General features: G+C 34.7%; 21 protein-coding genes. 8 read left to right on the top strand and 13 right to left on the bottom strand.

Annotation, left to right across the window (positions count from 1 at the left end):
• Positions 1-67 precede the first annotated feature (67 nt).
• From ACN0QX_RS01305 to ACN0QX_RS01295, 3 genes are all read left to right on the top strand, one after another.
• The gene (locus tag ACN0QX_RS01305) at positions 68-1,099 is read left to right on the top strand and encodes an AI-2E family transporter (protein ID WP_417195120.1); all 1,032 of its coding nucleotides are present in this window, start codon (positions 68-70) and stop codon (positions 1,097-1,099) included.
• 134 nt (positions 1,100-1,233) lie between these two features.
• Positions 1,234-2,412 carry an acyl-CoA dehydrogenase family protein gene (locus ACN0QX_RS01300; RefSeq protein WP_248396212.1) on the top strand — a complete coding sequence of 393 codons (1,179 nt, stop codon included), beginning with the start codon at positions 1,234-1,236 and terminating at the stop codon, positions 2,410-2,412.
• A 114-nt stretch (positions 2,413-2,526) separates the two neighbouring features.
• Positions 2,527-3,426, top strand: coding sequence for a metallophosphoesterase (locus ACN0QX_RS01295; protein ID WP_248396215.1), 900 nt, complete (start codon positions 2,527-2,529; stop codon positions 3,424-3,426).
• Here the strand turns inward: ACN0QX_RS01295 and ACN0QX_RS01290 are convergent.
• From ACN0QX_RS01290 to trmB, 8 genes are all read right to left on the bottom strand, one after another.
• The gene (locus tag ACN0QX_RS01290) at positions 3,419-3,760 is read right to left on the bottom strand and encodes a YegP family protein (protein WP_248396221.1); all 342 of its coding nucleotides are present in this window, start codon (positions 3,758-3,760) and stop codon (positions 3,419-3,421) included. The genes ACN0QX_RS01295 and ACN0QX_RS01290 overlap by 8 nt on opposite strands.
• A gap of 92 nt (positions 3,761-3,852) precedes the next feature.
• Complete coding sequence (locus tag ACN0QX_RS01285) at positions 3,853-4,185, bottom strand: 2Fe-2S iron-sulfur cluster-binding protein (protein WP_248396225.1); 333 nt, start codon at positions 4,183-4,185, stop codon at positions 3,853-3,855.
• Between the two features lie 38 nt (positions 4,186-4,223).
• On the bottom strand, positions 4,224-5,285 hold the full coding sequence (locus tag ACN0QX_RS01280; protein ID WP_248396229.1) for an NAD(P)/FAD-dependent oxidoreductase: 1,062 nt from the start codon (positions 5,283-5,285) through the stop codon (positions 4,224-4,226).
• 185 nt (positions 5,286-5,470) lie between these two features.
• On the bottom strand, positions 5,471-5,713 hold the full coding sequence (locus tag ACN0QX_RS01275; RefSeq protein ID WP_248396232.1) for a NifU family protein: 243 nt from the start codon (positions 5,711-5,713) through the stop codon (positions 5,471-5,473).
• Positions 5,714-5,716: 3 nt separating this feature from the next.
• Positions 5,717-6,853: an Mrp/NBP35 family ATP-binding protein gene (locus ACN0QX_RS01270; protein ID WP_248396236.1), complete on the bottom strand. Its 1,137-nt coding sequence runs from the start codon at positions 6,851-6,853 to the stop codon at positions 5,717-5,719.
• A gap of 212 nt (positions 6,854-7,065) precedes the next feature.
• Positions 7,066-7,395: an MGMT family protein gene (locus tag ACN0QX_RS01265; RefSeq protein WP_417195119.1), complete on the bottom strand. Its 330-nt coding sequence runs from the start codon at positions 7,393-7,395 to the stop codon at positions 7,066-7,068.
• Positions 7,395-7,979: a LysE family transporter gene (locus tag ACN0QX_RS01260; protein WP_417195118.1), complete on the bottom strand. Its 585-nt coding sequence runs from the start codon at positions 7,977-7,979 to the stop codon at positions 7,395-7,397. Before ACN0QX_RS01260 ends, ACN0QX_RS01265 begins: the two co-directional genes overlap by 1 nt.
• Before the next feature lie 44 nt (positions 7,980-8,023).
• Positions 8,024-8,701 (bottom strand): tRNA (guanosine(46)-N7)-methyltransferase TrmB, encoded by a 678-nt coding sequence (trmB, locus tag ACN0QX_RS01255; RefSeq protein ID WP_248396245.1) that lies wholly within the window; start codon positions 8,699-8,701, stop codon positions 8,024-8,026.
• A gap of 79 nt (positions 8,702-8,780) precedes the next feature.
• On the opposite strand from trmB, the gene ACN0QX_RS01250 reads away from it, so the two are divergent.
• On the top strand, positions 8,781-9,842 hold the full coding sequence (locus tag ACN0QX_RS01250; protein ID WP_417195117.1) for a glycosyltransferase: 1,062 nt from the start codon (positions 8,781-8,783) through the stop codon (positions 9,840-9,842).
• Here the strand turns inward: ACN0QX_RS01250 and ACN0QX_RS01245 are convergent.
• Together ACN0QX_RS01245 and ACN0QX_RS01240 are read right to left on the bottom strand one after the other, a co-directional pair.
• The gene (locus ACN0QX_RS01245) at positions 9,816-10,853 is read right to left on the bottom strand and encodes a sensor histidine kinase (RefSeq protein ID WP_248396249.1); all 1,038 of its coding nucleotides are present in this window, start codon (positions 10,851-10,853) and stop codon (positions 9,816-9,818) included. The two genes, ACN0QX_RS01250 and ACN0QX_RS01245, sit on opposite strands and share 27 nt — an antisense overlap.
• Positions 10,853-11,536, bottom strand: a complete 684-nt coding sequence (locus ACN0QX_RS01240; protein ID WP_248396251.1) for a response regulator transcription factor — start codon at positions 11,534-11,536, stop codon at positions 10,853-10,855. Before ACN0QX_RS01240 ends, ACN0QX_RS01245 begins: the two co-directional genes overlap by 1 nt.
• Before the next feature lie 190 nt (positions 11,537-11,726).
• On the opposite strand from ACN0QX_RS01240, the gene ACN0QX_RS01235 reads away from it, so the two are divergent.
• The 3 genes from ACN0QX_RS01235 (at position 11,727) to ACN0QX_RS01225 (ending at position 15,293) form a co-directional block, all read left to right on the top strand.
• Positions 11,727-12,059, top strand: a complete 333-nt coding sequence (locus ACN0QX_RS01235) for a T9SS type A sorting domain-containing protein (RefSeq protein ID WP_248396253.1) — start codon at positions 11,727-11,729, stop codon at positions 12,057-12,059.
• Positions 12,060-12,177: 118 nt separating this feature from the next.
• On the top strand, positions 12,178-14,241 hold the full coding sequence (locus ACN0QX_RS01230) for a lamin tail domain-containing protein (protein WP_248396255.1): 2,064 nt from the start codon (positions 12,178-12,180) through the stop codon (positions 14,239-14,241).
• Between the two features lie 71 nt (positions 14,242-14,312).
• Positions 14,313-15,293 (top strand): acyl transferase, encoded by a 981-nt coding sequence (locus ACN0QX_RS01225; protein WP_417195116.1) that lies wholly within the window; start codon positions 14,313-14,315, stop codon positions 15,291-15,293.
• 140 nt (positions 15,294-15,433) lie between these two features.
• Here the strand turns inward: ACN0QX_RS01225 and tyrS are convergent, their stop codons facing one another.
• Complete coding sequence (gene tyrS / locus ACN0QX_RS01220) at positions 15,434-16,741, bottom strand: tyrosine--tRNA ligase (RefSeq protein ID WP_248396260.1); 1,308 nt, start codon at positions 16,739-16,741, stop codon at positions 15,434-15,436.
• Between the two features lie 90 nt (positions 16,742-16,831).
• Between tyrS and ACN0QX_RS01215 the strand changes: the two genes are divergently transcribed.
• The gene (locus tag ACN0QX_RS01215) at positions 16,832-17,839 is read left to right on the top strand and encodes an NAD-dependent epimerase/dehydratase family protein (protein ID WP_417195115.1); all 1,008 of its coding nucleotides are present in this window, start codon (positions 16,832-16,834) and stop codon (positions 17,837-17,839) included.
• A gap of 1 nt (position 17,840) precedes the next feature.
• On the opposite strand, the gene ACN0QX_RS01210 is transcribed toward ACN0QX_RS01215, so the two are convergent.
• Both ACN0QX_RS01210 and ACN0QX_RS01205 read right to left on the bottom strand, forming a co-directional pair.
• Positions 17,841-18,278, bottom strand: coding sequence for a DUF4296 domain-containing protein (locus ACN0QX_RS01210; RefSeq protein ID WP_417195114.1), 438 nt, complete (start codon positions 18,276-18,278; stop codon positions 17,841-17,843).
• On the bottom strand, positions 18,275-19,624 hold the full coding sequence (locus ACN0QX_RS01205) for a dihydroorotase (protein ID WP_248396267.1): 1,350 nt from the start codon (positions 19,622-19,624) through the stop codon (positions 18,275-18,277). The genes ACN0QX_RS01210 and ACN0QX_RS01205 overlap by 4 nt, the downstream gene beginning before the upstream one ends.
• Between the last annotated feature and the right edge of the window lie 2 nt (positions 19,625-19,626).

Genomic DNA, 19,626 nt, shown 5'->3' with positions numbered 1-19,626 from the left:
TATTTTGCCATGTTTGCCAATTTTTACCGTAGTTTTATGGAGTTAAACACTATAATTCCTTCCAATTTTGAGCACACCTAAAATAGAAATTTCAGCATTAAATCAAATAAAGACACTTTTACTATTTGGTGGCACTTTGACCTTGTTGTATTTTGGACAAAGTCTAATTATGCCCTTATTAGTGGCTGCTATCATTGCTATTTTACTTGATATTCCAGTAAAAAAATTTAAAAGCTGGAGGTTACCAAATTGGTTGGCTATAACGATAGCCATTTTGCTAATGCTTGCCGTATTTTCATTACTCTTTTGGCTTATAAGCTCTCAAATAAATAATATGGCTGAAGATTGGCCAACTATGAAGGAAAAAGCCACAGAAAAACTGAATGTTTTCTCACAATGGACAAATGAGCAATTAAATTGGAATTATAAAGATTATATAGATAACAATAAAAAATTGGTTCAAAAAGCTGAAGGCTTGGCTAGTGCATTCCTATCATCCTTAATGAGTTTACTCTCCCAATCTCTTATAATTTTTGTTTATATCATTCTGTTTCTAATGCAAAAGAAACAATTTATAAATTTTTTCAAAAAGCTATCTTCTAATGATAAAGCTATGAGTTCCCTTTTAGTGAATTCAGCAAAAATCACAAAAAACTATTTTGTTGGAAAGGGTAAAATTATGTTATTCCTTTTCGGCATCTACTATATTGGGTTTCTAATAGGATCTGTTCCTTACGCTTTATTTTTAGCGCTTTTTGCCGCATTATTTTCCATTGTACCTTATGTTGGAAATGTAATTGGTGGTGGTGTTGCGGTTATTCTTTCCTATTTATATGCAGGATCCACACCAGCACTTATAGTTATTGGTGTGGTTTCAGCAGCGCAATTAATTGAAAATTACGTGTTGACACCTTGGGTTATAGGAGACGAAATTAATTTAAATCCTTTTATAACCATATTTGGAATTATTTTATTCTCAACCCTTTGGGGTGTTGTTGGTGCCGTAATTTCTTTGCCTTTAATTGCTGTATTGAAAGTTGTTTTTGACCACACCAAAGGCATGGAGCCCTATGCCTATTTATTGAAGAAAGAAAAATGATTTTTTCTAGTTTTATATTGCAATGGAATAGGAGATAAATACGCCCATTTTTAACGCTGAAAAAAAGATTATTAAATTGTTGACTGAAAACGTTTTCATTATCTTTGCTAGACATTTATAACAAAACAATTAATATGAAGCCAGATTTATTTGAAGCTCCTGATTATTATAACTTGGATGAGCTTTTAACAGAAGAACATAAATTAGTACGTGATGCTGCTAGAGAATGGGTGAAGCGCGATGTATCTCCAATTATTGAAGAAGCTGCACAAAATGCAGAATTTCCTAAATCTATTATTGGAGGACTAGCAGAGATTGGTGCTTTTGGCCCGTATATTCCAGAAGAATATGGTGGCGCAGGATTGGATCAAATATCTTATGGCTTAATCATGCAGGAAATTGAACGTGGTGATTCTGGGGTTAGAAGTACAGCTTCGGTTCAATCGTCTTTAGTTATGTACCCAATTTGGAAATATGGTAATGAGGCACAACGCAACAAATATTTACCAAAATTAGCATCTGGTGAATGGATTGGTTCTTTTGGATTAACGGAACCTGATCATGGATCTAATCCTGGCGGCATGACAACAAACTTTAAAGATATGGGTGACCACTATCTTTTAAATGGTGCAAAAATGTGGATTTCCAACGCACCATTTTGTCAAATAGCTGTGGTTTGGGCTAAAAATGAAGAAGGCCGTATTCACGGATTAATTGTAGAACGCGGTATGGAAGGTTTTACAACACCTGAAACCCATAATAAATGGTCGCTTCGTGCCTCTGCAACTGGCGAACTTATTTTTGATAATGTAAAAATTCCTAAAGAGAACCTATTACCAAACAAATCTGGATTAGGCGCTCCACTTGGCTGTCTAGACTCTGCACGTTTTGGTATTGCTTGGGGAGCTATTGGAGCAGCTATGGATTGTTATGATACCGCTTTACGTTACAGTAAAGAACGTATTCAATTTGGCAAACCCATTGGACAATTTCAATTGCAACAAAAAAAATTAGCAGAAATGATTACCGAAATCACCAAAGCACAATTATTAGCTTGGAGACTTGGTGTTATGCGTGAAAACGGAACCGCAACATCTGCACAAATATCTATGGCAAAACGTAATAATGTGGAGATGGCCATTAAAATTGCACGTGAAGCACGCCAAATGTTAGGTGGCATGGGAATTACGGGTGAATATTCTATTATGCGCCATTCCATGAACCTTGAAAGTGTTATTACTTATGAAGGCACGCATGACATTCATTTACTCATTACAGGAATGGATGTTACAGGATTAAATGCTTTTAAATAATTTAATATTGCGCTGCCTGAATGTTAATCGGGCGTGATTAATATTTAAAATTTCAAGAAAATGCTTCTCATAGTTGGGAAGCATTTTTTATGCATTTTTGTTTACATTTACGTTATGATATCCAGCAAAAAACGTTTAGATAGAGCTTTACATGAGGCAAAAATCATCAAGTTTGATAATCGTTCTAAATTTGTACTATTTAGTGATTGTCACAGAGGCGACAATAGTTTTGCCGACGATTTCGCCAACAATCAAAACGCCTATTTCCATGCCTTAAAACACTATTATGCTGAAGGGTTCACTTATATTGAACTAGGTGATGGTGATGAGCTTTGGGAACACAGAACCTTCAAAACCATTTTTGAAGCGCATAAGCATGTGTATTTATTGCTCAAGGAATTCTACAAAAACAACCGATTGCATCTACTATATGGAAATCATGACATGGTTTACAAAGACCCTAATTATGTTAAAAAGCATTTATCCACTTATTTTGAACCCATAACCGGAAAGGCGGAACCTTTATTTCCTGATATTCAAATTAATGAAGCTATTGTTTTAAAGCATGAAGAAACGCAACAAGAACTTTTTTTAACCCACGGTCATCAAGCTGATTGGTGGAATTATACGTTTTGGAAATGGAGCCGATTTTTGGTTCGTGTTCTATGGAAACCCTTAAATGTGATGGGAATATCAAACCCCACAAGTCCTGCAAAAAACCGTTTGGAATTGATGCGAATTGAACGACTTATAAAAAACTGGATTACACAAAATAACAATCTGATTACCATTGTTGGGCATACCCACAGACCTCGATTTCCAGAACCAAAGGACATAGCTTTTTTTAATGATGGTTCTTGTGTTTTCCCTAGAAGTATTACTGGTATTGAAATTGAAAATGGCGAAATAGCGTTAATAAAATGGCAAATTGCAACAACGGATGATGGCACATTACGAGTTGTACGTGTGCTACTAGAAGGACCACGAAAATTAACAGATTACCAAGCTAAATAGTATAGGTTAACTTATCAATAGGAGCATGAACTGCCGATTGCTTAATGGCTTCAATTTTACGCTCCATTAATGATTTATTTAAAAACAACTCACTAATGCCAATTGTTTCGTCCGTTTTAATTTTTCTAAATTTAAAATAGGGATTGCCATATTTTGATTTTAAACGGGAAAATGCACGATCATTTTTCGAATTATGTTTAACCGTTTGAATTTTCTTAATGCAATTTGCTTTAGAAGAAAAGCCTGCACTTATAAAAACGATATGTTTGGAATCGGATTTTAATAAAAAGTGGTAAAGTCCTTTCTTATCTACAAATATTTTAAATAATGCCATAAATGACTTTTAAAGGATTAGTATTTCGGAAATATAGAATACAAAAAATGTCAATAAGGCACAAACAATGATACAGAAAATTGGTGTTAAATCTATTCTTCTGGCGCTAATTCTACTTTTAACCCTTCCATTTCCGGTGTCATTTGGATTTGACAGCCTAAACGCGAATTATCTTTTACATTAAATGCTTCAGACAACATGGCTTCTTCATCATCTTGCTTTTCCGGTAATGGTGTATCACTTAAAACATAACATTGACAACTAGCACACATAGCCATACCGCCACAAATACCTATAGTTCCTTCTGGAGCTAGCTCATAACTACGAACAACTTCCATGAGATTCATAGCCATGTCTGTAGGTGCTTCAATAGAATGAGAAACCCCATCACGGTCTATAATTGTTATATTAATATCTTGTTCCATCTTAAGTATTTTTTTTTGACAATCTAAAGGACGTAATATTAATCGAAGGCTTTAACTACAGCCTTTGGCGCTTCTTTTCTACTACCATCAAAACCATCTACACCAGCTACGGTTGTATACTTTAGCACATAGCGTTTTCCTGGATTTATAATTTTATAAGCTGATTGACACATAAGTGTTGCCTCATGGAAACCACATAAAATTAGTTTTAATTTACCTGGATATGTGTTAACATCTCCAATGGCAAAAATTCCGGGAATATTAGTTTGATAATCCAAGCAATTATCTACTTTAATGGCATTTTTTTCAATTTCTAATCCCCAATCGGCAATAGGACCCAATTTAGGCGATAGCCCGAAAAGCGGAATAAAATGGTCGCACTCGATTTCATATTCTGTTTCAATTTGGGTGGGTTGTGACACCACCACAGCTTGAAGTTTATTATGCCCAACCAGACCAATGACTTCAGCAGGTGTAATCAGATTTATTTTTCCTTGATTTTTTAGTTCTTGAACTTTTTCAACAGAATCCAAATGGCCACGGAATTCATTTCTACGGTGAATAAGGGTTACCTCGCTTGCTATATTGCTTAAAAATATACTCCAGTCCAATGCCGAATCGCCACCTCCCGCAATTACCACTTTTTTATCACGATAAATTTCAGGATCTTTAATCATGTATTCCACACCTTTATCTTCAAAATGTGCCAGATTATCAATTAACGGTTTTCGTGGTTCAAAACTACCCAAACCACCAGCAATAGCAACAACAGGTGCTTGATGCTGTGTTCCTTTATTGGTCGTTACAATAAAACTGCCATCTTCTTGTTTTTCTATGGTTTCGGCTCGTTCACCCAGTGTAAATCCTGGTTCAAATTGCTTGCATTGCTCCAAGAGTTTAAGTGTTAAATCGCCTGCCAAAATTTCTGGGTAAGCGGGAATATCATAAATGGGTTTTTTAGGATATAGTTCGGTACATTGCCCACCTGCTTGTGGTAATGCATCAATAAGATGACATTTTAACTTTAATAATCCAGCTTCAAAAACGGTAAATAATCCGGTTGGCCCAGCGCCAATAATAAGTATATCTGTTTTGATCATAGTCTTACCCAATTCCCTGGGAAATTCTTTTTATTCAACTTTAATTTCGGATACAAATTTCTAATAAATATATGCTACATAGTATGATATTTATCAGGTTGCCTAACCGATTGCGTAATTTGTTTGCGCTTTTAAACGAGTGCGCGTAGTAAAAGCCTGACCAACTCCTAAACGGCAGTGATCATTTAAGCTTCAACATTTATAACCTCTTGTATTTGTGGTGCATACTTTTTAATTGTCATTTCTACACCTGACTTTAAGGTCATTTGGTTTACGCTACAACCTACACATGCACCTTGCAATTGCACCTTAACAAGTTTATCATCTTCAATAGATAACAACGAAATATCGCCTCCATCACTTTGTAAAAATGGACGGATTTCATCCAGTGCCTTTTCAATGTTTAATCGTAGTTCTTCTGTGGTCATAACCTATTTTTTAACGGCTGAACATCCAGCCATGGTGGTAATTTTAATTGCTTCAGTTGGTGGTAAATCATCATTACGCTTTACTACTTCTTCAACAACATTTTGGGTCAACTTTTCAAAAGCTTTTTCAAGTGGTGTTGCTGTTTGCATGGCTGCTGGACGACCTAAATCCCCTGCTTCACGGATACTTTGCACTAATGGAATTTCACCAAGAAAACGCACATTTAAATCCGAAGCTAAATTTTTAGCACCTTCTTGACCAAATATATAATATTTATTATTTGGTAATTCCTCTGGTGTGAAATAAGCCATATTTTCTATAATCCCTAAAACGGGTACATTAATGCTTTCTTGTTGAAACATGGCGACACCTTTTTTAGCATCGGCGAGTGCCACATTTTGTGGTGTACTAACAACTACTGCTCCTGTAATAGGAAGCGATTGCATAATGCTTAAGTGAATATCTCCTGTTCCAGGTGGTAAATCAATTAACATGAAATCGAGTTCGCCCCAATGAGCATCAAAAATCATTTGATTTAATGCTTTTGCTGCCATAGGACCACGCCAAACAACCGCTTGATTTGGTTGTGTAAAAAAGCCAATGGATAAAATTTTAACACCGTAATTTTCAACGGGTTTCATTTTAGATTTTCCATCAATTGTGGTTGCTAAAGGTCTTTCATTTTCAACATCGAACATAATTGGCATGGATGGTCCGTAAATATCGGCATCCAAAACCCCAACTTTAAAACCCATTTTAGATAAGGTTACGGCTAAATTTGCCGTAACAGTAGATTTTCCTACACCTCCTTTTCCGGAAGCTACAGCTATTATATTTTTAATACCAGGAATGGCTTTTCCTTTAATTTCATTTTTAGGTTTTGCAGCTGGCACATCTACCTTCACATTAATAGTGATTTTAGCTTTTTCATAAACATGCTCATGAATAGCTTTTAGTATTTCAACTTCAGTTTTCTTTTTGGCTTGTAAGGTTGGATTGGTAATGGTAATATCTACAATAACCTCATCACCAAAGGTCATCACATTTTTTACAGCACCACTTGCCACCATATTTTGCCCTTCGCCAGGAACTGTTATGGTTTCGAGTGCCTTTAATATATCTTGTTTTTCTAATTTCATAGCCATACTATTTTGTAAAGATAAAACAGCTATTGTTTGTGTTTGTAACAATAGTTGCTTAATAGTTTATTGAGAATAATTCTAAACTACAAATATACAGTGAATTGTTTAGAATTTGAAATGCTTTAATTGAAATGATTGATGCTTGGATTTAGTTTGGTTATCGAGGTCTTTACATATATTTTTTACCTTCATTAAAAAGCAGGGAAAGCTTATAGCTCCCTCATAGGTTCCCAAAAAAGCCTATCAAAATCCTGAATTTGATTTTCAATCACCTTAACACCTTCATTTTCTAAAAGTTGTTGCATGAGGTTGGTACCATGAAAATGATGCTTACCAGTTAACAAACCTTTTCTATTTACTACGCGATGTGCCGGAACATCCTTGGTGTGCGAACCATTCATAGCATAACCAACCATTCGTGCGCTGCGTGCTGCTCCCAAATATTTGGCAATAGCACCGTAACTAGTTACACGACCATAAGGAATTAGCCTTGCCACCTCATAAACCTTCTCATAAAAATTAAGCGTTTCTAATTTCATTATAAATCCTTTAAAATATTGAAGAGCGTTACAATTGCCACCAGTCCAGTAATAATACCAATAAGATAATTCATGCTTTTTTGAGAGGCTATTTTCCGATCTTTAATTTTATCAAAAAAGATCATGTAAATATACAAAGCCACAAAAGCCCCAGAAGAGGCACCTAACACATACGAAGCAATTCCAATGTTATGAAATTCTAATACTCCAAATGACGCTAAACTAATAGCTACATAAGCTTGGAATGGAATAGGAAAGACATTTATAGACGACAAAAACATACCATGAAAAAATCGGCTTGTTTTACTCCGAACATCAACATCTTTTTTCTCTTTTTCAGTACTCTTGGCTATAAACAGAAAGTACACACTTATTATGGCGAAAATAATTAAAGCCACGATACGTAAAATTTCAATAACGTCTGGATGATTACTTAAATAGCGTGCAAAAACAGTTGCTATTAGCGCCTGAAATATAATGATTAAACAAGCGCCTAAAGAGAACATAATCCCTCGAGTCAGGTTTTCTTTTAAGCTGATTTTAGCAGCTGTCATGTTCAACAATCCTGGTGGCAATGTTGCCAAGAAAGTTGTCAGAAAACTAATAAAGAAAACAAGCGATATATTCACTAACCTTTAATTTTAAACCGAATATACGTAATTGGTTTGTTTTGTTCTAAATATTGATTTTCGTAAAAAGTTTGTATACTCGTTACTTCCTCGGGACTTCCTTCTTGTTTATAAACATTATGATTGGCGTATAACACCTCATGACCTGCTCCATGCAGTAAACCTAATGTATAGCCATGCATAAATTCGCTATCGGTTTTTAAATTCATGACACCATCTGGTTTTAAAATGGTTTTATAACGTGCTAGAAATTCAGCATTCGTCATTCGGTGCTTGGTCCGTTTATATTTTATTTGTGGATCCGGAAAAGTAATCCAAATTTCATCCACCTCGTGCGCGGCAAAAGCATGATCTATTAATTCAATCTGCGTACGCAAAAAACCAACATTAGGCATATTATTTTCAAGTGCTGTTTTAGCTCCTCGCCAAAAACGTGCACCTTTTATATCCACACCAATAAAATTCTTATGGGGATATTTTTCTGCCATCGCCGTGGTATATTCACCTTTACCACAACCTAATTCTAAAACGATAGGATGCTCATTTTTAAAAAAATCGCGATTCCAATGTCCTTTTAAGGCAAATTCTTTATTCACAAGCTCCTCACGTGTTGGTTGAACAACATTTTTAAAGGTCTCGTTTTCGTTAAAACGTCTTAATTTATTTTTACTACCCAATTTTATTGTATTGTTTAAAAAAGTTTTGACAAAATTACGTAAATATGTGGAAGTGCATATATGCTTACCTTTGTTTTTCATGGAAGAAAAAAAACACATTTTGGTTGCGCCTATAAATTGGGGACTTGGTCATGCTACTAGATGCATTCCAATTATTAAGGCACTCCTTCAGCAAAATTTTATACCCATATTGGCTAGTGATGGTGCTGCATTGACTTTACTGAAGTATGAATTCCCTGAACTTACTTGTTTAGAGTTACCCGCTTACAATATTACCTATGCAAAAAATGGGAAAAACTTTAAATACAAACTACTTAAAGATTCTCCAAAAATTTTAAAAAATATAAAGGCAGAAAAATTAGCAACCGATAAAATTATTGCCGAATATCAAATTAAAGGCCTTATTTCAGATAATCGTTTTGGTGTGTATTCACGTGACATCCCTTCGGTATTTATCACGCATCAACTGCGAGTTTTAAGCGGAAGCACCACATGGTTTAGTACTAAAATGCATAGTCATATTATAAATAAATTCACCCAATGTTGGGTTCCCGACGTTGCTGAAAGCACTAATTTAAGCGGCAAACTAGGACATACTAAAAAGCCCAATTCTAAAGTAAAATATATAGGTCCATTAAGCCGATTTGTTAAAAAAAAGCGTCCAATAAAACACGACGTTCTTGTTATTCTTTCTGGCCCCGAGCCGCAACGTCAATATTTAGAAACAAAGCTCTTGCATGAATTTGCTACATTTAATGGCCACGTAATTTTGGTAAAAGGCATTGTAGAAAGCGAAATACTAAAAAATGTTGTTGGTAATATCACGATTTACAATTATTTAACTAGTAGTTTGTTGGAAGATGCTATCAACCAAAGTCAATTAATTGTTTCAAGATCAGGTTACACAACCATCATGGATTTAGCAAAATTAGAGAAGAAAGCCTTCTTTATTCCCACTCCAGGACAATTTGAGCAAAACTATTTAGCTGAACGGTTGCAAGAAACCAATTTGGCTCCCTATTGCAAACAGGATGAATTTACCATGGACAAACTGAAGTCTGTATGCGATTACAAAGGTTTGAGTGCTTATAATTATAAGATAGATTATACCGACTTATTTAGCCTTTTCCATACTGAATGAAAACTCGCTACCCACTTCCAATTCGCTTTCCATGTAAATGCGCTCGTTATGCGCTTCAATAATATGCTTTACAATGGATAAGCCTAAACCTGATCCACCTTCTTTTCGCGAACCACTTTTATCAACGCGGAAAAAGCGTTCAAAAATTCGTGATAAATTCTCTTCGGTAATTCCTTCGCCATTATCAGTAACGCGAACAATGACTTTATTTTTAATTAAGTTTTCAATGCCAATTTCTGTGGTGCCTTTTTCTCTTCCATATTTAATGGAGTTTACAACAAGGTTAGTAATAACTTGCTCAATCCGTTCCTTATCTGCATAAACTAGAATTGCTTCCGGGTAAACTCTATCAAAAGTCAAAGTGATTTTCTTTTTGGCGGCTTTCATTTCAAGCAATTCGAAAACATTTTTAATGAGTTCAACCACATCAAAAACTTCTTTCTTTAAACTTAAATCACCCACTTCTAATTTGGTAATCATATCCAAATCTTTCACAATATAAATAAGGCGTTCTACACCTTTACTAGCCCGCTGTAAATAGCGTTTTCGAATACGTTTATCATCAATAGCACCATCTAATAAGGTTAAAATATAGCCCTGAACAGTGAATAATGGTGTTTTTAATTCATGAGATACGTTTCCTAAAAATTCTTTTCGGTATTCCTCACGAACTTTAAGCGTTTCAATTTCCAATTTCTTGTCTTTTGCATACTTATCAATTTCCTTGGTAAGCGTTGCCATATCAGTAGTTATGGGTTGTTTGGTTAAAGAAGCTGATTCTAGAAGGGTTAAATCGTCGTATATTTTTTTTACACGTCTATATATAAAGCGCTCTACGCGATATTGAATAATAACAAAGGAAACTGCTCCAAACAGTAAAACAAATGGTATAATTAGCCATGTAAATGCTTGAAGGGCAAACAAAAAAACACTCAAAAGGAGTGTTAACAATATGGTAATAAATAGCGATGTTTTAATCGCGAACTTATACGTTTTTTTTAGTTTTTGCATTAATCCACAAACTTATAACCAACACCTTTAACGGTTTTAAATGAATCGTCTCCAATTTTTTCACGTAATTTTCTAATATGAACATCTATAGTACGACCACCAACAACCACTTCATTTCCCCAGACTTTATCAAGGATATCTTCTCTTTTAAAAACTTTGCCTGGTTTTGATGCCAATAAAGATAATAATTCAAATTCTTTTCTAGGCAAAATTAGTTCCTCATCATTTAGAACAATTTTATACTCTTCCCTATTAATCACCAAATTACCAATTTCAACAATGGCTTCCGTTGGTGTATCTTCTTTGAAACGACGCAATAACGATTTCACTTTACTGATTAAAACTTTAGGTTTTATAGGTTTCGTAATATAATCATCAGCTCCTGCGTCAAATCCCGCAACTTGCGAATAATCTTCACCACGAGCAGTTAAAAAGGTTATAATAGTTTCTTTTAAATCGGGTTCTTTGCGCAGAAGCTCACAGGCTTCAATACCGTCCATTTCAGGCATCATAACATCCATTATAATCAGATGCGGCCTTACTTTTTTTGCAAGTTTTACGGCTTTCAATCCATTTTTTGCTGTAAAAATTTCATAGCCTTCAGAAGATAAATTATACCCAACTATTTCTAAAATATCTGGTTCGTCATCTACTAATAAAATTTTGATATTGCGTTTTTTCATAAAGCTCTAAACATTGACTCTTGCAAAGATAAAATTTATAAGCTGCTAAAAACCTCTAACAACTATAAATAACATTAAGGTAACCTTAAGCTTACAAGTTGATAATAATAACATGAGCTAGTTTTCATTTTTTGGCAAACTATTTGATATATTATTTTTGTATCTTTACTAATGTCATGTATTGTTGCTTATGAAAACGATTACCTATTTACTTTTTCTTTTTTTTATGCTTTTCAGCCGTATTGGCTTTGCACAATCATCAGATAAAAATGATATGATTCAGGAAGAAAACATGGAGAACTTATCCGTTTATCCAAATCCTGTTAGTCACGGTAAATTATATGTAGTTACTAAAAACAACTTAACAAAACAAGTTGAAATTTATAATGTTCTTGGTAAAAAAATTCTATCCGAAACACTTTCTGGCAAAGAATTAAACATCTCCAAAATAAAGCCAGGTATCTACATCATTAAGATTACGGAAAACAATATCAGCGCTACTAGAAAGCTGATTGTTAAATAAATATTACCTATATTATCTTATTGTAAAAAAGCAACTTATCTATTAATATTTTTAGATAAAAGGCTAATTCTACGTATATTTGTTTTTTAATTCTTTTAAAACAATTAAACATTCAATTATGAAAAAAATTTACTTTTTATTATTAACGGTTTTAATGACGATGACTTCTTTTGGTCAAGTCTTTATTACTGAACTTGCAGATCCAAATGATAATGCGGATGCTCGCTATATTGAGTTATACAATGCGGGCGCAACCGCTGTTGATTTAAGCACTTGGCGAATAGACAAATATACAAATGCTAGTGCAACGGTATCTCAAACATTAGCTTTAACTGGTACAATTCCAGCTGGTGGTTTTTACATTATTGCTACAGGACCGGAAGACTCTGTATTTCTAGACACATATGGCTTTGCCCCAAACCAATGGGACCCAGCCTCTAACGATGTTGCAGGAAGTAATGGTGATGATAATTTAGAATTATATGATGGTGCAACATTAGTTGACCAATTTGGTGTGCCTGGTGAAGATGGTACTGGAACATGTCACGAATTTGAAGATGGACGTGCAGAGAGAAAAGCATCTGTAACTTCAGGAAATCCAACTTGGGATGAATCTGAATGGAATGTTTGGGCTGATAGTACAGTTTCTGGATGTACATCTCATGTAGGTACACCTCAAGATACTGTAAATTTCGATCCGGGTAGCTGGATTGGTACTGCAACAGGCCCTTTAATTACTGTAGGTGCTGATGTAGCTGGATTAGACTATTTTGAAGGAAATGGTCCTTCTGCTGAAGATTCTTTTAGTGTTGGTGGTGTTAACTTATCAACGGATATTACCGTAACTGCGCCTTCTAACTTTGAAGTGTCATTAACGTCTGGTAGTGGTTTTACAACGTTTGTAACTGTTCCAACTGATGGTACTGGCGTTGCTGCGAGTACAATTGTTTATGTACGTTTAGCTAGTGGTTTAACCCCTGCTACGTATACAGGAAACGCTACAGCTTCTGCAGTAGGAGCTTCAGACGGTGTTGTAGCTTTATCAGGAACTGTTTCAGCTGCTAATCCTTTAGTAACGGTAACGGCCTTTGTAAATGCACTTAATTATTCAGTAGGTTCTGGTCCTTCTAACGAAGATTCCTTTTCAGTTGAAGGTTTGTTTTTAACAAACGATATTGTAGTTACTGCGCCAACAAGCTTTGAAGTTTCGTTAACTTCTGGTAGTGGTTTTGCTTCTTCAGTTTCTATTACACCTGATGGTACAGGAGCAATAGCGAGTACAGATGTATTTGTTAGACTTGCTGCTGGTTTACCTGTAAATAGCTATGCTGGTGATGTAACAGTTGCTTCCACTGGAACAACGGATCAAACCGTAGCATTATCTGGTAATGTCTTTGGTGCCGCTACAAATTCACTTGTTTTAACAGCAGTTTTTGATGGTCCTCTAGGTGGAGGAACTCCAAAAGGTGTTGAAATTTATGTTTTACAAAATGTTGCCGATTTAAGTTTATATGGCTTAGGCAGTGCTAATAATGGTGGTGGAACTGATGGACAAGAATTTACATTCCCAGCAGTTTCTGCGTCAGCTGGAGATTTTATCTATGTAGCTTCTGAAGCTGTAGAGTTCGCTAATTTCTTTGGTTTTGCTCCTGATTATACAGCTTCTGGCCCAATGGGTATTAATGGTGATGATGCTGTGGAATTATTTGAAAACGGCGTTGTTATTGATACTTTTGGTGATATTAACGTTGATGGTACAGGCGAAGCTTGGGAATATACTGATGGCTGGGCTTACAGAGTATCAGATACGGGTCCTGATGGTGGTTTTGTAATTGCTAACTGGTCGTTTAGTGGTATTGATGCTTTAGATGGCGAAACAACGAATGCTGCCGCTGTTACACCAGTGCCGGTTGGATCATACTCTAATACCTTATCAACAGATTCATTTACATCAACGACTTTCAATGTCTATCCAAACCCTTCAACAAACGGTTTTGTAAACATTTCAAGCCCGTCTGCTGAAGCTATTTCGGTAAACGTTTATGATGTATTAGGAAAGAACGTATTGAATCATACAATTTCAAATAACAGTCTTAATGTATCGTCATTAAATTCTGGGTTGTATATTTTAAGAATAACTCAAAATGGAAATTCAGTTACTAAAAAATTAGTAATTAAATAATCAACTCTATTTATAATTTTTAAAGCGCTACCAATTGGTAGCGCTTTTTTATTTTACATACTTTTGTTGTCATGATACAACCGTCTGACATTTTTAACATTAATTCCGAACAAGCATTCCAAAAACAGGCGCTTGAAGTTTTTAAATATCAGTTTGAAAACAATATCGTGTATCGTTCTTTTTGCGATTTGTTATATAAAAACCCGAGTGATATTCATCAATTCGAAGACATTCCATTCCTGCCAATTCAGTTTTTTAAGTCACATAATATTGTAAGCACAACCCATACAGTTCAAAAAATATTTACAAGTTCTGGAACTACGGGACAATCAACTAGCAAACACTTTGTAACCGACTTATCTGTATACGAACAGAGCTTTGAAACCGGTTTTGAAACCTTTTACGGTAACGTTGAAGACTATGTGGTTTTAGCCTTACTTCCGAGTTATTTGGAACGTGATGGCTCGTCATTAATATATATGGCAGATGCGTTAATAAAACAATCAAAAAAGGTTGAAAGCGGTTTCTATTTAAACAATTTAGAGGCATTAAAAAATACCTTATTAAAATTAGAATCTCAAAACCGAAAGGTAATACTCATTGGTGTGTCCTTTGCGCTATTGGATTTGGTAGAATTTCATCAATTTCAATTGAAAAACACCATCGTTATGGAAACAGGTGGCATGAAAGGCAGACGCAAAGAATTGATTAGAAATGAACTTCATGATATTTTAAAAGAAGGATTCGGTGTTCTTGAAATTCATAGTGAGTATGGTATGACCGAATTATTAAGTCAGGCTTATTCCAAAGGCCATGGCATTTTTAATTGCCCACCATGGATGCGCGTTTTAACCCGTGATACAGAAGATGCCTTAACCATTCAAAAATCTGGTAAAACCGGCGGCTTAAATATAATAGATTTAGCCAATATAAATTCCTGTGCATTCCTTGCAACACAAGATTTAGGAAAAATACACACAGATGGGTCTTTTGAAATTATTGGACGCTTTGATAATTCAGATATTCGTGGATGTAATTTAATGGCTTTGTAAGGAATTGACAATTATTACGACTAAACCTATACTATGAAAAAGATTAATTTTTTTTAGTTGGTTGATTAGAAATGAAACGTCCCGAATTAATTCGGGACGTTTCTATTTATAACCTTTCTTATTTTATATCTGAACGAACATTAGATTACCTTTAATATATAGGTGTTTTTCTTTCCTTTATTAATAATGATGTATTGATTATTTATTAAATCATCATCTGAAAGCATATAGGTATCAGTAACTTTTTCCTTATTCACAGAAATGGAATTTTCTTTTAGCGCACGCCTAGCTTCACCATTAGAAGCTAAAAAATTAGTGTGAGCTGCTAAAGCACCAATCATATCTAAACCTTTATCAAAATCTGTTCTAGTAATTTCTGCTAAAGGCACACCTTCAAAAACATCTAAAAATGTTTTTTCATCCAGGGTTTTTATATCAGCTTTAAACGATTTGCTAAATAAAATATGAGAGGCCTTTTCCGCATTTTCAAAATCAGCTTTGGAATGTACAAAGGTCGTTACTTCTTCCGCTAAACGCTTTTGAAGCAATCGTAAATGTGGTGATTCTTGATGATCTTTTATTAATTGTTCTATAGTTGCTCTATCTAAAAATGTAAAAATTTTGATATACTTTTCAGCATCTTCATCAGAGGTGTTTAGCCAGAATTGGTAGAATTTATAAACCGATGTTTTATCAGCATCTAACCAAATATTGCCACCTTCGCTTTTACCAAATTTTGAACCGTCTGCTTTAGTAATTAAAGGACAAGTCATGGCAAAGGCTTTGGCTTCTTCTCCAACATGCATACGTCTTACCAATTCGGTTCCGGTTGTAATATTTCCCCACTGATCACTTCCTCCCATTTGAAGTAATACGTTATGATTTTTATACAAGTAATAAAAATCGTAGCCCTGAATTAATTGATATGTAAACTCTGTAAATGACATGCCAACGTTGCCATCTTCCCCTGAAAAACGTTTTTTTACAGAGTCTTTGGACATCATGTAATTTACGGTAATACGCTTACCAACATCTCTAGCAAAATCAATGAATGAAAAATCTTTCATCCAATCGTAATTATTCACTAGAACTGGAGCGTTTTTCGCTTTGGAATCGAAATCTAAAAAACGTGACAATACGCCTTTAATTCCCGCAACATTTTTACTTAACGCTTCTTCATCCAAAAGGTTACGCTCATCGCTTTTTCCTGAAGGATCACCAATCATTCCTGTAGCACCACCTACTAAAGCCATGGGTTTATGTCCCGCTTTTTCAAGGTGTACCAATAAAATAATAGGCACTAAACTACCAATATGAAGCGAATCTGAAGTTGGGTCGAAACCTATATAAGCGGTTGTCATTTCTTTAGAAAGTTGCTCTTCCGTTCCGGGCATGATATCATGTACCATTCCACGCCATCTTAAATCTTCAACAAATGCATTTGCCATTTTATATATCAATAAAAATTAAATAAGCGCAAAGATAAAAATCAATACATAAACCATTGCGATTTCTGGATAATTCTTTACTTTGTATGTATGATTTTAGTTACAGGAGGAACTGGTTTAGTCGGTTCGCATTTATTATATCGGTTAATAGCAGATAGCAAGGCTGTAAGAGCCATTTATAGAACCAAAGCAAAACAAGAAATTGTTAAACGTGTTTTTTCCTATTATACACAGGATTATGAATCGCTTTTCAATAAAATTGAATGGATAGAAGCTGATTTATTAGATATTCCACAACTTACAGAGGCCTTCAAGAACATAGAATATGTATACCATTGTGCGGCCATGGTGTCTTTTGCGCCTAATGATTACCACAAGCTTCGAAAAACAAATATTGAAGGAACGACTAATATCGTCAATTTATGCATTAGCCATCATGTAAAAAAATTGTGTTATGTGAGTAGTGTGGCCACTATTGGCGACTCTGAAAACAATAGACATGTGGATGAAGAGACTAATTGGAATCAAGAAAAAGATAACAGTGTTTATGCAATAACTAAATATGGTGCCGAAATTGAAATTTGGCGTGGTACTCAAGAAGGCTTAGATGCGATTATAGTGAATCCTGGTGTAATAATTGGCGCAGGTATTTGGAGTCATGGAAGTGGTGAACTTTTTAATCAGGTTTATGAAGGCCTTCCTTTCTACACCAAAGGTCATATTGCTTGTGTAACCGTCAATGATGTTGTTAACAGTATGGTTATGCTTTTAGAAAGCACTATTAAAAATGAGCGCTATATTTTAGTTGCCGAACATATTCCTTACCAAACATTTTTAGCTACCATAGCCAAAACCCTTAATGTAAAACCACCTCATATTGAAGCAAAATCCTGGATGTTAAGCATAGCTTGGCGATTGGATTGGTTAAAACATAAATTAACTGGAAAGCCTAGAAAACTCGTAAAACCGATGTTAAAATCTACATTAAACAAAACCGTTTATAATAACACTAAAATAAAATCGCAATTAAATTTTCAATTTACCTCAATCAGTGATTATATAGAAAATGTGGCTTCACAATTTTTAAAAGAGCATTAAATTACTCTATTTTTCTTGGCTTTTTCGTGATGGAATCTTTACTTGACTTTTTCGATTGCAGCTCCTTGCTTAAAAGTTCTTGGGTTTCATTTTCCTCTACGATTTTCTTGTATTTTTCTTTCAACTTCTTTAAGCTATCCTCTACGTTTTTCAGGATAGTTTCATATTCTTTTGTATTGTACGAGTAATACTTATTGCTGTTTAGGAATTGTAAACTATCAATTTGATGCGTATTATAAACGTAATCTTCAGGTGAAATACCATTATGCTCTAATGTTCTCTTATTAATCCCTTTAGCTGAAGATAATAAGGATAAATCAACTAAAATGGCAACCATATCTTTTTTAGCAATTAAATTTTCCGGCTTTTTAGGCTTTCCAAACTGGGTGCAATTAACTACAAAAGCGGCTAAAAGAATATATATTACAACTTTTTTCATCTATTAAAAGTTAGGCGTTTGGCTGCTTTTTCCGTACTAAATTTGTTGTGCTCAAAAACCAAACTACCGTTTAAAATGGTGTGTGTTACGCGTGATTTGAAGGTAGCCCCTTCAAAAGGAGACCATTTGCATTTATATAAAATATTTTCTTTTTTTACCGTCCATGGGTTGTTGATATCCACAATAACCATATCTGCAAAATAGCCTTCCTTAATATACCCCCTTTTTTCAACTTGAAAAAGAATAGCCGGATTATGACACATTTTTTCAACAATTTTAGGAACTGTTATTTTTCCCTGATGATGCATTTCCAACATGGCAACCAAAGCGTGTTGCACTAAAGGACCACCTGAAGGTGCTTGCGTATAAACATTGTTTTTTTCATCTAATGTATGCGGTGCATGATCTGTAGCAATAACGTCTATTCGCCCATCCAATAAAGCTTTCCAAAGTCCTTCACGGTCTTTATCCGTTTTTACGGCAGGATTCCACTTAATATGCGTTCCTTTCTTATCGTAATCCGCATCACTAAACCATAAATGATGAATGCATACTTCCGAGGTAATTTTTTTATCCTTTAACGGAATTTTATTAGTAAATAAAGCCGTCTCTTTAGCAGTTGATAAGTGAAAAACATGCAGCCGTGCTCCTGTTTTTTTAGCCAACTCAATAGCTTTGGATGATGAAATATAACAGGCTTCTTCACTCCTAATTACAGGGTGACATTTTAACGGAATATCATCACCATACTTATCCGTATGTGTTTTTAAGTTGGCTTTTATTGTTTCTTCATCTTCACAGTGCACTGAAATAACCATATCTGTGCTTGAAAATATTTTTTCTAAAACTGCAGGATTATCCACCAACATATTTCCTGTTGAGGAACCTAAAAACAATTTTAAACCTGCTACCTCCTTCGGGTTTACCTTAAGAATTTCGTCTAAATTATCATTAGTTCCGCCAAACATAAACGAATAATTAGCATGTGAGGTTTGCGCCGCAATAGCAAATTTTTCGTTGAGTTTTTCAATAGTTGTAGTCTGCGGATTGGTATTTGGCATTTCAATAAACGACGTTATACCTCCAGCAATAGCAGCTTTAGATTCGCTGCCAATATCTCCTTTGTGTGTAAGTCCCGGCTCTCTAAAGTGGACCTGATCATCAATAACTCCAGGTAAAATATAATTTCCTTCGGCATCAATAACCTTAACATTTGAAGATTTTACGCTAATTAAAGGTGCAACCTCCTTAATAATATCATTCTCAATGTAGATATCACCTTCCAAAATAGTACCTTCATTAACTATTTTGCCGTTCTTAATTAACAACGCTGTTGGTAAACTCATAT

It is taken from the genome of Bizionia sp. (genome assembly GCF_048259285.1).
Lineage (GTDB): Bacteria > Bacteroidota > Bacteroidia > Flavobacteriales > Flavobacteriaceae > Algorimicrobium > Algorimicrobium hallyeonense.
This window is presented reverse-complemented; position numbering and strand designations above follow the sequence as displayed.

What these genes read in the sequence shown, in the direction of transcription:
- ACN0QX_RS01235 (WP_248396253.1), top strand. Translation starts at nt 11,727, where the DNA reads ATGAAAACGATTACCTATTTACTTTTTCTTTTTTTTATGCTTTTCAGC.
- ACN0QX_RS01285 (WP_248396225.1), bottom strand. Translation starts at nt 4,185, where the DNA reads ATGGAACAAGATATTAATATAACAATTATAGACCGTGATGGGGTTTCT.
- ACN0QX_RS01265 (WP_417195119.1), bottom strand. Translation starts at nt 7,395, where the DNA reads ATGAAATTAGAAACGCTTAATTTTTATGAGAAGGTTTATGAGGTGGCA.
- ACN0QX_RS01215 (WP_417195115.1), top strand. Translation starts at nt 16,832, where the DNA reads ATGATTTTAGTTACAGGAGGAACTGGTTTAGTCGGTTCGCATTTATTA.
- ACN0QX_RS01205 (WP_248396267.1), bottom strand. Translation starts at nt 19,624, where the DNA reads ATGAGTTTACCAACAGCGTTGTTAATTAAGAACGGCAAAATAGTTAAT.
- ACN0QX_RS01280 (WP_248396229.1), bottom strand. Translation starts at nt 5,285, where the DNA reads ATGATCAAAACAGATATACTTATTATTGGCGCTGGGCCAACCGGATTA.
- ACN0QX_RS01300 (WP_248396212.1), top strand. Translation starts at nt 1,234, where the DNA reads ATGAAGCCAGATTTATTTGAAGCTCCTGATTATTATAACTTGGATGAG.
- ACN0QX_RS01290 (WP_248396221.1), bottom strand. Translation starts at nt 3,760, where the DNA reads ATGGCATTATTTAAAATATTTGTAGATAAGAAAGGACTTTACCACTTT.
- ACN0QX_RS01275 (WP_248396232.1), bottom strand. Translation starts at nt 5,713, where the DNA reads ATGACCACAGAAGAACTACGATTAAACATTGAAAAGGCACTGGATGAA.
- ACN0QX_RS01245 (WP_248396249.1), bottom strand. Translation starts at nt 10,853, where the DNA reads ATGCAAAAACTAAAAAAAACGTATAAGTTCGCGATTAAAACATCGCTA.
- ACN0QX_RS01240 (WP_248396251.1), bottom strand. Translation starts at nt 11,536, where the DNA reads ATGAAAAAACGCAATATCAAAATTTTATTAGTAGATGACGAACCAGAT.
- tyrS (WP_248396260.1), bottom strand. Translation starts at nt 16,741, where the DNA reads ATGGCAAATGCATTTGTTGAAGATTTAAGATGGCGTGGAATGGTACAT.
- ACN0QX_RS01250 (WP_417195117.1), top strand. Translation starts at nt 8,781, where the DNA reads ATGGAAGAAAAAAAACACATTTTGGTTGCGCCTATAAATTGGGGACTT.
- ACN0QX_RS01270 (WP_248396236.1), bottom strand. Translation starts at nt 6,853, where the DNA reads ATGAAATTAGAAAAACAAGATATATTAAAGGCACTCGAAACCATAACA.
- ACN0QX_RS01225 (WP_417195116.1), top strand. Translation starts at nt 14,313, where the DNA reads ATGATACAACCGTCTGACATTTTTAACATTAATTCCGAACAAGCATTC.
- ACN0QX_RS01210 (WP_417195114.1), bottom strand. Translation starts at nt 18,278, where the DNA reads ATGAAAAAAGTTGTAATATATATTCTTTTAGCCGCTTTTGTAGTTAAT.
- ACN0QX_RS01295 (WP_248396215.1), top strand. Translation starts at nt 2,527, where the DNA reads ATGATATCCAGCAAAAAACGTTTAGATAGAGCTTTACATGAGGCAAAA.
- ACN0QX_RS01230 (WP_248396255.1), top strand. Translation starts at nt 12,178, where the DNA reads ATGAAAAAAATTTACTTTTTATTATTAACGGTTTTAATGACGATGACT.